Annotated in this window: 8 protein-coding genes, 2 tRNA genes and 1 pseudogene; 9 read left to right on the top strand and 2 right to left on the bottom strand. The window is 65.7% G+C overall.

Translation table 11 applies throughout. The features are described 5' to 3' along the window. Positions 1–18 precede the first annotated feature (18 nt). From ACCC94_RS12585 to ACCC94_RS12555, 7 genes and pseudogenes are all read left to right on the top strand, one after another. A pseudogene (locus ACCC94_RS12585) lies at positions 19–366 on the top strand (SPOR domain-containing protein); the annotation flags it as partial. Between the two features lie 104 nt (positions 367–470). Continuing rightward, positions 471–1013 carry a CvpA family protein gene (locus tag ACCC94_RS12580; RefSeq protein ID WP_138525869.1) on the top strand — a complete coding sequence of 181 codons (543 nt, stop codon included), beginning with the start codon at positions 471–473 and terminating at the stop codon, positions 1011–1013. Between the two features lie 106 nt (positions 1014–1119). Then, the gene (gene purF / locus ACCC94_RS12575) at positions 1120–2625 is read left to right on the top strand and encodes an amidophosphoribosyltransferase (RefSeq protein ID WP_413349791.1); all 1506 of its coding nucleotides are present in this window, start codon (positions 1120–1122) and stop codon (positions 2623–2625) included. 27 nt (positions 2626–2652) lie between these two features. After that, positions 2653–3864, top strand: a complete 1212-nt coding sequence (locus ACCC94_RS12570; protein WP_413349790.1) for an O-succinylhomoserine sulfhydrylase — start codon at positions 2653–2655, stop codon at positions 3862–3864. A 5-nt stretch (positions 3865–3869) separates the two neighbouring features. Further along, positions 3870–4628, top strand: a complete 759-nt coding sequence (locus ACCC94_RS12565) for an SDR family oxidoreductase (RefSeq protein ID WP_413349792.1) — start codon at positions 3870–3872, stop codon at positions 4626–4628. Between the two features lie 267 nt (positions 4629–4895). Next, a tRNA-Val gene (locus ACCC94_RS12560) sits at positions 4896–4971 on the top strand. Between the two features lie 16 nt (positions 4972–4987). After that, positions 4988–5064, top strand: a tRNA-Asp gene (locus ACCC94_RS12555). Positions 5065–5316: 252 nt separating this feature from the next. On the opposite strand, the gene ACCC94_RS12550 is transcribed toward ACCC94_RS12555, so the two are convergent. Further along, the gene (locus ACCC94_RS12550) at positions 5317–6354 is read right to left on the bottom strand and encodes an AraC family transcriptional regulator (protein ID WP_413349789.1); all 1038 of its coding nucleotides are present in this window, start codon (positions 6352–6354) and stop codon (positions 5317–5319) included. After that, on the bottom strand, positions 6351–7469 hold the full coding sequence (locus ACCC94_RS12545) for a carbon-nitrogen hydrolase family protein (RefSeq protein ID WP_413349788.1): 1119 nt from the start codon (positions 7467–7469) through the stop codon (positions 6351–6353). The genes ACCC94_RS12550 and ACCC94_RS12545 overlap by 4 nt, the downstream gene beginning before the upstream one ends. 216 nt (positions 7470–7685) lie before the next feature. Here ACCC94_RS12545 and ACCC94_RS12540 point away from each other — a divergent pair, with 216 nt between their 5' ends. Together ACCC94_RS12540 and ACCC94_RS12535 are read left to right on the top strand one after the other, a co-directional pair. Further along, positions 7686–9719: an FAD-dependent oxidoreductase gene (locus ACCC94_RS12540; protein WP_413349787.1), complete on the top strand. Its 2034-nt coding sequence runs from the start codon at positions 7686–7688 to the stop codon at positions 9717–9719. Positions 9720–10007: 288 nt separating this feature from the next. Beyond that, positions 10008–11468 (top strand): chromosome partitioning protein ParA, encoded by a 1461-nt coding sequence (locus ACCC94_RS12535; RefSeq protein WP_413349786.1) that lies wholly within the window; start codon positions 10008–10010, stop codon positions 11466–11468. Positions 11469–11473 lie beyond the last annotated feature (5 nt).

The raw sequence follows: 11473 nt of genomic DNA, 5'->3' as shown, positions 1-11473 counted from the left end.
GCCACGCTGTAGAACGAACCGAACACCAGGATCTCGTCATCGGTGCCCGCTGCATCGCACTGCGCGGCCAGCGCCGCTCCTGCCGTTCCGGCGCAACAGCCGGCCCAGCGCCTGGACAGCGACAACCTGCCGGTGAGCTGGTCGGTTCAACTGGCGAGCCTGTCCAACCGCGCCCGTGCTGATGAGCTGCAGAAGTCCCTGCGCAGCCAGGGCTACAACGCCTATGTGCGCAGTTTCGACGGCATGAACCGGGTGTTCGTCGGCCCGGTGGTCGAGCGCGCCGAGGCGGATCGCCTGCGCGACCAGCTCGGCAAGCAGCAGAAGCTCAATGGTTTCGTGGTGCGTTTCCAGCCTGAGCGCGGCTGAGGCCGTTCGTTAGCTTCTTTCAATCGGCCCCATGTCAAACTGGGGCTCTTCTAAATCGAAGGCCTCTGCTAAAATGCGGGGCCTTTCCGTTTCTGGGCCGCAACGTGGCATTTACCTGGGTCGATTGGACGATGATCGGCATCATCGTCATTTCCAGCCTGATCAGCTTGAGCCGTGGTTTCGTCAAGGAAGCCCTGTCGCTGGTCACCTGGATCGTAGCCGGTGCGGTCGCCTGGATGTTCGGCGGCGCCCTGGCCGAGCATCTCGCACCCTACATCCAGCTGCCCTCGGGGCGTGTCATCGCCGCCTGCGCTCTTCTTTTCGTCGTCACGCTGCTGCTGGGCGCACTCGTCAATTTCCTCATCAGCGAGCTGGTGCGGGTGACCGGCATGTCCGGTACCGACCGCGTGCTGGGCATGGTGTTCGGCGGCGCCCGTGGCGTGCTGCTGGTGGTTCTGCTGGTCGGGCTGCTGAGCCTTGCGCCGGTGCAACAGGATCCGTGGTGGCAGCAATCGGTGCTGATGCCGCATTTCCTGATGGTCGCCGACTGGTCGAAGAACTTCATCCTGACTTTCGCCGGGCAGTGGATGTCCGGCGTGACCATCACTCCGCCATCCGGAGTGGGGTCCTTGCTGCCGGCCCAGTGACGGGCGGGCGGAGGCGACGGGAAGCCGTCGCCGCTACGGCAGGTCCGGTGGATACTGCCGAATACGGAATTGTTTTAGCCTGAACACCAACTAGGGGTTGCGTCGCATGTGTGGCATCGTCGGTATCGTGGGCAAGTCGAACGTGAATCAGGCGCTCTATGACGCCCTCACCGTTCTCCAGCATCGTGGCCAGGACGCTGCGGGGATCGTCACCTGTCAGGACGACCGTCTGTATCTGCGCAAGGACAACGGCCTGGTCCGTGACGTCTTCCAGCAGCGCCACATGCAGCGCCTGGTCGGCAAGATCGGCATCGGCCACGTGCGCTACCCGACCGCGGGCAGCTCCAGCTCCGCCGAAGCGCAGCCGTTCTATGTCAACTCGCCCTACGGCATCACCCTGGCGCACAACGGCAACCTGACCAACGTCGAGCAGCTGGCCAAGGAAATCTACGAATCCGACCTGCGCCACGTGAACACCAATTCCGACTCGGAAGTGCTGCTCAACGTGTTCGCCCATGAGCTGGCGGTGCGCAACAAGCTGCAACCCACCGAGGAAGACGTGTTCGCCGCCGTGGCTGGCGTGCATGCCCGTTGCGTTGGCGGCTACGCCGTGGTGGCGATGATCACCGGCTACGGCATCGTCGGCTTCCGCGACCCTCATGCGATCCGCCCGATCGTCTTCGGCCAGCGTCACACCGAGAATGGCGTGGAGTACATGATCGCCTCGGAAAGCGTGGCCCTGGACGTCCTAGGCTTCACCCTGATCCGCGACCTGGCGCCGGGCGAAGCGGTGTACATCACCGAAGACGGCAAGCTCTACACCCGTCAGTGCGCGGCCAACCCGCAGTACTCGCCGTGTATCTTCGAGCACGTCTACTTGGCCCGCCCGGACTCCATCATCGACGGCATCTCGGTCTACAAGGCGCGCCTGCGCATGGGCGAGAAGCTGGCCGACAAGATCCTGCGCGAGCGTCCCGACCACGACATCGACGTGGTCATCCCGATCCCGGACACCAGCCGCACCGCCGCGCTGGAACTGGCCAACCGCCTGGGCGTGAAGTTCCGCGAAGGCTTCGTGAAGAACCGCTACATCGGCCGTACCTTCATCATGCCCGGCCAGGCCGCGCGCAAGAAATCGGTGCGCCAGAAGCTCAACGCCATCGAGCTCGAATTCCGCGGCAAGAACGTGATGCTGGTGGATGACTCCATCGTGCGCGGCACCACCTGCAAGCAGATCATCCAGATGGCCCGCGAAGCCGGCGCGAAGAACGTCTACTTCTGCTCCGCCGCCCCGGCGGTGCGCTACCCCAACGTCTACGGTATCGACATGCCGAGCGCCCACGAGCTGATCGCGCACAACCGCAGCACCGAGGAAGTTGGCGAGCTGATCGGCGCCGATTGGCTGGTATACCAGGACCTGCAGGACCTGATCGAATCCACCGAAGGCGGCAAGATCAAGATCGACCACTTCGACTGCGCCGTATTCAACGGTGAATACGTCACCGGCGATGTCGACGAAGCCTATCTGAACAAGATCGACCAGGCGCGCAACGACGTCACCAAGACCAAGGGTGCCGCGGTCAGCGCCATCATCGATCTGTACAACGACTGATTCAGAAACGAATAGGGAGAGCAGGGCATGGCTCAGGATTGGGAAGCCGGCCGGCTGGACAGCGACCTGGAGGGCGTCGGCTTCGACACCCTCGCAGTGCGCGCCGGACAGCGCCGCACCCCGGAGGCTGAACACGGCGAAGGCCTGTTCACCACCTCCAGCTATGTGTTCCGCAGCGCTGCCGATGCGGCCGCGCGTTTCGCTGGCGAAGTGCCGGGTAACGTCTACTCGCGCTACACCAACCCCACAGTGCGCACCTTCGAGGAGCGCATCGCCGCGCTGGAAGGTGCCGAGCAGGCGGTGGCCACGTCCACCGGCATGTCGGCCATCCTCTCGCTGGTGATGAGCCTGTGCAGCGCCGGCGACCACGTGCTGGTCTCGCGCAGCGTGTTCGGCTCGACCATCAGCCTGTTCGAGAAGTACTTCAAGCGCTTCGGCATCGAGGTGGACTACCCGCCGCTGAGCGACCTGAAGGCCTGGGAAGCGGCCTGCAAGCCGAACACCCGGCTGTTCTTCGTCGAGTCGCCGTCCAACCCGCTGGCCGAGCTGGTCGACATCGCCGCGCTGGCCGAGATCGCCCATGCCAAGGGCGCGCTGCTGGCGGTGGACAACTGCTTCTGCACACCGGCTCTGCAACAGCCGCTGAAGCTGGGCGCGGACGTGGTGATCCATTCCGCGACCAAGTACATCGATGGCCAGGGCCGCACCATGGGCGGCGTGGTCGCCGGTCGCCGCGCGCAGATGGAGCCCGTTGTCGGCTTCCTGCGCACCGCCGGCCCGACCCTCAGCCCGTTCAACGCCTGGATCTTCATCAAGGGCCTGGAAACCCTGCGCGTGCGCATGCAGGCTCACAGCGCCTCGGCCCAGCTGGTCGCCGAGTGGCTGGAGCAGCAGCCGGGCGTGGAGCGCGTCTACTATTCGGGGCTGCCCAGCCACCCGCAGCACGAACTGGCCAAGCGTCAGCAGAAGGGCTTCGGCGCGGTGGTGAGCTTCGAGGTGAAGGGCGACAAGGCGGCAGCCTGGCGCTGTATCGACGCCACCCGGATGATCTCCATCACCACCAACCTGGGTGACACCAAGACCACCATTGCCCACCCGGCCACTACCTCGCACGGTCGCCTGTCGCCGGCCGAGCGCGAGAACGCCGGCATCCGTGACAACCTCATCCGCGTCGCCGTGGGCCTGGAGGATGTCGACGACATCAAGGCCGACCTGGCGCGAGGCCTGGCGGCGCTGTGAGCGTGATGGACGCCCTGGGCAACGGTCAGGTAGTGCTGGTGACCGGTGCGGCCCACGGCATCGGCCTGGGCATCGCTGCCTGGCTGGTCGCCGAGGGCTGGCAGGTGGTGCTGGCGGACATCGACCGCGAACGTGGCCCGAAGGTGGCGGCGGCGCTGGGCGAGCGCGCCAGCTTCATCGCGCTGGACGTGGCCAATGAAGGGCAGGTCGCCGCGGCCGTCGCCGAGCTGATCGGTCAGTTCGGCCGCCTGGATGCGCTGGTGAGCAACGCCGCCATCGCCCGGCCGCACAACACGCCGCTGGAAGGCCTGGGCCTGAACGAGTGGAACCGTACTCTGGCGGTCAACCTCACCGGCCCGATGCTGCTGGCCAAACATTGTGCGCCGTACCTGCGCGCGCACAGCGGTGCCATCGTCAACATCGCGTCCACCCGTGCGCACCAGTCCGAGCCGAATTCCGAAGCCTATGCGGCGAGCAAGGGCGGGCTGCTTTCGCTGACCCACGCCCTGGCCAGCAGCCTGGGGCCGGAAATCCGCGTCAACGTGATTTCCCCCGGCTGGATCGACGCCCGCGACCTGCGTGAGCGCGAGGCCGGGCCGCTGACCGAGCTGGATCATGACCAGCATCTGGTCGGCCGCGTCGGCACGGTGGAGGACATCGCCTCCGCGGTGGCCTGGCTGATCGGCGACAGCGCCGGATTCGTCACCGGCCAGGAGCTGGTGATCGACGGCGGCATGACGCGCAAGATGATCTACCTCGACTGAGTGTCGGGCGTGGAAGAGGAGGGCGGCCCGAGGGTCGCCCTTTTTATTTGGCGGGTGTGATTTCGGCGTTGGGCTGTTCGCGAGCAAGCTCGCTCCTACACAAGAGCAACACCCCTTCCCTGTAGGAGCGAGCTTGCTCGCGAACCCCGTCTGGCACCGAGTCGGGTAATGGTGCTTCCATCTATTTTCCGGAAAATGAAAAAAAATCCAATCGGGGCATTGACTTAGGTTCTGCCGGCTGTAGAATGCGCCCCACTTCGAGACGAAGGGTGATTAGCTCAGCTGGGAGAGCATCTGCCTTACAAGCAGAGGGTCGGCGGTTCGATCCCGTCATCACCCACCACTCTCGCAAGTTACGCGCAGCGGTAGTTCAGTCGGTTAGAATACCGGCCTGTCACGCCGGGGGTCGCGGGTTCGAGTCCCGTCCGCTGCGCCATATTCGAAAGCCCTCAGGTAGCAATACCTGAGGGCTTTTTCGTTTCCGTCCGATAATTCCGACCGTTGTTCTGTAAGACGCTGTCACAGGTCGTTCACCTTTGCCGTCTAGCTTTTTCCCCGTGGTCTTTGCTAAAACCGGATCGAACGGTCAGGAGAAAAGCCAATGGACGACTATCAGGAAGAACTGCTGGAGCTGCACGCCGTGGAACAGGATCTGCCGGAGCCGGCTGACGACGCCACCGAGATGTGATCAGGCGCTGTGGCGCTGGGCGCGGCGGAATTCCCCGGGTGTCTGCCCGCTCCAGCGCTTGAAGGCGCGCTGGAAGGCCTCGGCGGAGGCGAAGCCGAGCAGGTAGGCGATCTCGCCGAAAGCGAGGTCCGTGTCGCGGATGTAGATCATCGCCAGGTCGCGGCGGGTGTCGTTGAGGATGCTGCGGAACTGCGTGCCTTCCTCGGCCAGCTTGCGGCGTAGCGTCCAGGTCGGCAGCTTCAGGCGCGCGGCCACTTCTTCCAGGTCCGGTTCGCGGCCATTGAGCATCGGGCCCAGCAACTGGGCAACGCGCTCGCGCAGGCTGCGTGTGCGGGTCAGCTGCTCCAGTTCCTTCTCGCAGATATCCAGCAATTGCCGCCAGGTGCTCGGGCAATGGTCCGGGTTGGCGCGCGCCAGTGTGGCCTGGTCCAGACGCAGCTGGTTGTGCTGCGCGCCGAACTCTACCGGGCAGCCAAGCATTTCCTCGAAGCGTGACGCCCAGGCAGGCGCCGGGTACTCGATCTCCACCTTCTCCGGGCGCAGCGGTTGCGCGCCAATGCTGCCGAGCATGCTCACCCAGCCGGCCAGCACCGAATCCACCACGAAGCGGTTGTAGGCGTTGTACGGGCTGATGGAGTAGAAGCGCAGCCAGGCGCCGCCGGCGTCCTCGATGAAGCTGCTCTGGCCGCGGTAGTTCTGTGCATACAGAGGCTCGAAACGGATCAGCGCGCGCGCGGCGGCGCGCAGGTTGGGTGCCTGGGCGGCGGTGACGCCGGCCAGACCGCTCTGGCTCGGTCGGCTCAACTGCCCCATGCGCAGGCCGAGGGCGGGGTCGCCGCTCTGCTGGATGGCCGCGTGGCCCAGGCGCATGTAGCGAGGAATCGACAGTCGCGCGCCGGGCTCGCCCAGGCGCGCCGCGTCCAGTCCGTATTGTTCCAGCAGGGGTTGCGGGGCGACACCGCTTTGCGCCAGGGCATCGGCGAGGCTGTGGACGAAACCCACCGAAAGATCGCCCAGACGCATGGTCGGGCGGTTCATAGCCAGAGATTGATCAGGCGCGCGCCGGGGCCGTCGGGCGCCAGGGTATGGCTGTCGCCATTCACGATCAGGCTGCGGCCGTCGCTGCCCAGGTCCCAGAGATGGCCGCGCAGGAACACGGTAATGCCCGCGTGCGCGCCGCTTTCACCGAGACGGCTGGCCAGGGCCAGTCGCTCCCAGGCTTCGCCTTCGCTGAGCTCGCCGGGCTTGAGGGTCACATCACCCGGCGTGGCGCCGCCGTTGTAGCCCTTCCACGGCTGGCTCCAGCTGCCGTTGCCGGTGAGGAAGGCGGGTACCGCGATGATGTCCGGCTTGTTCGTGGCCAGCGCGCTGTAGCTCGCCGGGTACCAGCTGTCGGCGCAGACCAGCACGCCCAGGCGGCCCGCTGGGGTCTGCAGCACCTGCAGGTCATCGGCATCGCCGCCGCGGGTGAAGCCTTTCTCGTCGTCGATGGGGAACAGTTTGCGCTGGGGTTTGCCCAGCGGCAGCCCGTCGGCGCCGAAGACCTGGGTGACGTTGTAGAGGCGGCCGTTGCCGGTGCGAATCTGCCCTTCGACGATGCGCGGGTTGGGCAGCACGATGGAGCCGGCGACCAGGGTCACGCCGAACTCCTTCGCCAGGCCGCCGAACAGCGTCTGGTAGTCGTGGGCCATGTCCACCGCTTTCATGCGGAACAGGGCGTCGGCCATGCGATCCTCGCCCTTGGCGCCAAGCCAGCCGCGCGCCAGTTTCAGCGGGTTGCTGGCGGCCATCCATTCCATGGCCTCGGCGATGTGCTCGGTCTGGTAGACCTCGGGCTTCTCGCCAGCGGCCACCAGCCAGGTGCCGATGTGCTCGGGGAAGACCACCACGGTGCGCGGGTTGATCAGCCCTTCGTCGCGGGCCTTGGCCAGGTAGGCGTGGAATTTCAGGCGCAGGCGCTCGACGCTCTGGTAGTCCTGGGTGAACAGCTCCGGCTGCACGCCCAGCAGGTTGCCGCGCTCGGACGGCTGGCCCTGGTTGAGCGAGACCTGGCTGCGCAGGTCGGACAGGTAGTGGCCCACCGGGCGACGCTCCGCCCAGCCGGCATAGCCGGCGAAGAGGATCACCAGGACGAGGAAGATCAGCTTGCGCATACGGGAAGGGTACTCATGGGGTGCCCCACAGGGTAGGGGATGGGCTGGGTCTTGCCAAGGCGTGGTGTCATCTTTGGTCAGTAACTTGTCATTTTCGATCATTGAGCGGCGAGGGTGCGCTCCTTAGAGTCTGCCCCATACCGACCGCGCCCCATGCCTCGCCGTTCCGCGACCACAGGCTGAGGGGGCGGCATCATCGTGAATGCCGGAGGAACCATGACCGCCACCTACCCGCACCTGCTCGCACCGCTGGACCTGGGCTTTACCACCCTGCGCAACCGCACCCTGATGGGCTCCATGCACACCGGCCTGGAAGAAAAGCCCCAGGGCTTCGAGCGCATGGCGGCCTACTTCGCCGAGCGCGCCCGTGGCGGCGTCGGCCTGATGGTCACCGGCGGCATCGGCCCGAACGAGGAAGGCGGCGTGTACTCCGGCGCAGCCAAGCTGAGCACCGCCGAGGAAGCCGAGAAGCACAAGATCGTCACCCAGGCGGTGCACGAGGCGGGCGGCAAGATCTGCATGCAGATCCTCCATGCCGGCCGTTATGCCTACAGCCCCAAGTCCGTAGCGCCCAGCGCCATCCAGGCGCCGATCAACCCGTTCAAGCCTCGCGAGCTGGATGAAGAGGGCATCGAGAAGCAGATCGCCGACTTCGTCAATTGCTCTGCCCTGGCCCAGGTCGCCGGCTACGACGGCGTCGAGATCATGGGTTCGGAAGGCTACTTCATCAACCAGTTCCTGGTTGCCCACACCAACCACCGCACCGACCGCTGGGGTGGCAGCTACGAGAACCGCATGCGCCTGCCGGTGGAAATCGTCCGCCGCGTGCGCGAGGCCGTGGGCCCGAACTTCATCATCATCTATCGCCTGTCGATGCTCGACCTGGTGGAAGGCGGCAGCACCTGGGACGAGATCGTCCTGCTGGCCAAGGCCATCGAGAAGGCCGGCGCGACCATCATCAACACCGGCATCGGCTGGCACGAAGCGCGTATCCCGACCATCGCCACCAAGGTGCCGCGTGCGGCCTTCACCAAGGTCACCGCCAAGCTGCGCGGCGAGATCGGCATTCCGCTGATCACCACCAACCGCATCAATACCCCGGAAATCGCCGAGCAGGTGCTGGCCGAAGGCGACGCCGACATGGTCTCCATGGCGCGTCCGTTCCTTGCCGATCCGGATTTCGTCAACAAGGCCGCCGAAGGCCGCGCCGATGAGATCAACACCTGCATCGGCTGCAACCAGGCCTGCCTCGACCACACCTTTGGCGGCAAGCTCACCAGCTGCCTGGTGAACCCGCGCGCCTGCCACGAGACCGAGCTGAACTACATCCCGACCACCCACGTGAAGAAGATCGCCGTGGTCGGTGCCGGCCCTGCCGGCCTGTCCGCCGCCACCGTGGCGGCCGAGCGCGGCCATGAGGTGACCCTGTTCGAGGCCGCCGGCGAAATCGGCGGCCAGTTCAACGTCGCCAAGCGCGTGCCGGGCAAGGAAGAGTTCTACGAGACCCTGCGCTACTTCAAGCGCAAGGTGGAAACCACCGGCGTGAACCTGCAACTGAACACCCGCGTGAGCGTGGATGACCTGGTCAAGGGTGGCTTCGACGAAATCATCCTGGCTACCGGCATCGTGCCGCGCACCCCGGCGATTCCGGGCATCGACAATGCCAAGGTGATCAGCTACCTGGACGCGATCCTCGAGCGCAAACCGGTCGGCAGGAGCGCCGCGGTGATCGGCGCGGGCGGCATCGGTTTCGATGTTTCCGAGTACATCACCCACGCCGGCGAATCCACCAGCCTGGACCGCCATGCCTTCTGGCAGGAGTGGGGCATCGACGAGAACCTGGAAGCGCGCGGCGGCATCGCCGGCATCCAGGCGCACCCGCACGCCGCGGCGCGCCAGGTGTTCCTGCTGCAGCGCAAGAAGTCCAAGGTCGGCGACGGCTTGGGCAAGACCACCGGCTGGATCCACCGCACCGGCCTGAAGAACAAGCAGGTGCAGATGCTCAACAGCGTCGAGTACCTCAAGGTCGACAACGACGGCCTGCACATCAGCATCGCCGGCGGCGAGCCGCAGGTGCTGCCGGTGGATACCGTGGTTGTCTGTGCTGGCCAGGACCCGCTGCGCGAGCTGCATGACGGGCTGGTCGCGGCTGGCCAGAGCGTGCACCTGATCGGCGGCGCCGATGTGGCTGCCGAGCTGGATGCCAAGCGCGCCATCAACCAGGGCTCGCGCCTCGCCGCTGCCATCTGAGGGCAGCGAGACCTCACTCGGCTGAGACCGGGATCACAAAGCCAGGCCCGGAAAAGTTCCCTTCCAGGCCTGGAAACCCTTTCGAAAACCCAACCGCGTCACAGAATTATCCAGCCAGTTAACCGCCCGGCCCGACCGCCGGGTCGGGTGCCAACCGAGTCACATTGCCTGCGACATTAATTCCCCTAGACTTGCTCGGATGTCGGGATTTTCCTGCCGTCAGGGTGCTGCATTTCTGACAGACCCTTTTCTCCAGATTTCCTCCCGCACCAGCCCAGGGGTCAATCGATGAGCATGCAGAAGAAGCCTCAAATGGTGGAAGCCGTGGTCTTCTTCAATGACCGTGGCGTCTGCAGGGAAATGCTCTACCCCGAATTCGAGGCGCTGCTCGACAACGTCGTGCAGTTGCCGGAATACGCCGATCAGCAGATGCAGCTCGCCTATGTGCTGATCAACCCGCGCCTTATGGTCAAGGCGGTGGTGTTCTTCTATCTGGACTTCGACGAGAAGGGCGAAGCCGACCGCGGCTGGAACCTGCCGCTGCGCAACCTGGCCGACCGCGCCGGTCGCGGCCCTGACATGGGCGCCGGGCCGATCCGCCTGGCCTGCCGCAGCCAGTGCCCGGTGTCCTGGCACCAGATGCACCTGTGGGACCCGACCCTGGACGCCGCTCAGAACCATCTGGTGCAACTGCGTGAAGCCGTCAAGCGCAACAACCTGGGTGTTCTGGTGGAAGAAGAGCCCGCTGCCGTGGAGCCGGCGCGCCTGCAGATGGCTGACGAGCACCAGTGGTACGCGCCCACCGAGGAATCCCGCGAGGAGGCCGAAAAGCTGGCCCGCGCGATGCTCGAGGAGCATCAGCAGAAGACTGCCGAACTGCTCGGCCAGCATGAAGCCCGCCTGTCGCAGATCGGCCAGCAGCATGAGCAGGAACTCAGTCGCCTGAAGATCTCTGCACAGGAGCAACTGAAAGCGTTGCAGGCCGAACTCGCTGCGCTGCGCGAAGGCCTGGAGCGCGAGAAGGAGATCAATGCCGGCCTGCGCCGCGAGCTGGATGGCCAGGCCAGCGGTTTCCAGCGCGGGCGCGAGGAACTCACCGCGCAACTGCGGCACATCGAACAGAGCGGTCGCGACGAACTGGATCAGCTGCGCCAGCAGATCGAGGAGGAAGCCCGTGCCCGCATGGCCAGCCTCGAGGCCCGCTACAAGGAACAGATTTCCGTCCGCGACGTGGAGCTGGGCTACCGCAATGAGCTGGACCAGCAGTTGCAGCAGGAGAACCAGCAACTGCGCCGGGAAGCCGAGCAGTTGCGCGAGGAAACCGCCCAGCTGCGCCAGCTCGCCGGCCAGTTGCAGCAGGGTGCCGAGGGATTGCGCCTGGAGCTGGATGCCCTGTCGGCCAAGGCGGCCGAGGGGTCGGTGCTGGAGCGCCTGGCCGGCCTGGGGGTGATCTTCGTGGTGTACCATCCCGGCGCCGGTCATCTGACCCTGTCGCTGCAGGATGTCCCCCGTTACCAGGAAAACCCCATGGCTTACGCCGCGGCCAAGTGCTTCGTCGCCGAAGACCAGTACCGCAGCTGGCTCGCCCATTACCAGCAGCCCGCCTGCGAAGGACGCCTGTCCAACGGCGAGCGCTGCGCCATGCCCATCGACCGCGTGGAAACCCCCGGCCGCTTCGTCGAAGGCGACAGCAACTGCTGCTCCCGGCACAAGACCACCGGCCGACTGCGCAGCGTCACCGCCGGCTGACCGGG

Origin of the sequence: Pseudomonas sp. Pseusp97, assembly GCF_047304025.1 — a bacterium.
Classification (GTDB): Bacteria; Pseudomonadota; Gammaproteobacteria; order Pseudomonadales; family Pseudomonadaceae; genus Pseudomonas.
This window is presented reverse-complemented; position numbering and strand designations above follow the sequence as displayed.

Excerpts from the sequence above, each read along its gene's own strand:
- ACCC94_RS12545 (WP_413349788.1), bottom strand. The coding sequence starts at position 7,469 with ATGCGCAAGCTGATCTTCCTCGTCCTGGTGATCCTCTTCGCCGGCTAT.
- purF (WP_413349791.1), top strand. The coding sequence starts at position 1,120 with ATGTGTGGCATCGTCGGTATCGTGGGCAAGTCGAACGTGAATCAGGCG.
- ACCC94_RS12550 (WP_413349789.1), bottom strand. The coding sequence starts at position 6,354 with ATGAACCGCCCGACCATGCGTCTGGGCGATCTTTCGGTGGGTTTCGTC.
- ACCC94_RS12570 (WP_413349790.1), top strand. The coding sequence starts at position 2,653 with ATGGCTCAGGATTGGGAAGCCGGCCGGCTGGACAGCGACCTGGAGGGC.
- ACCC94_RS12565 (WP_413349792.1), top strand. The coding sequence starts at position 3,870 with ATGGACGCCCTGGGCAACGGTCAGGTAGTGCTGGTGACCGGTGCGGCC.
- ACCC94_RS12535 (WP_413349786.1), top strand. The coding sequence starts at position 10,008 with ATGAGCATGCAGAAGAAGCCTCAAATGGTGGAAGCCGTGGTCTTCTTC.
- ACCC94_RS12540 (WP_413349787.1), top strand. The coding sequence starts at position 7,686 with ATGACCGCCACCTACCCGCACCTGCTCGCACCGCTGGACCTGGGCTTT.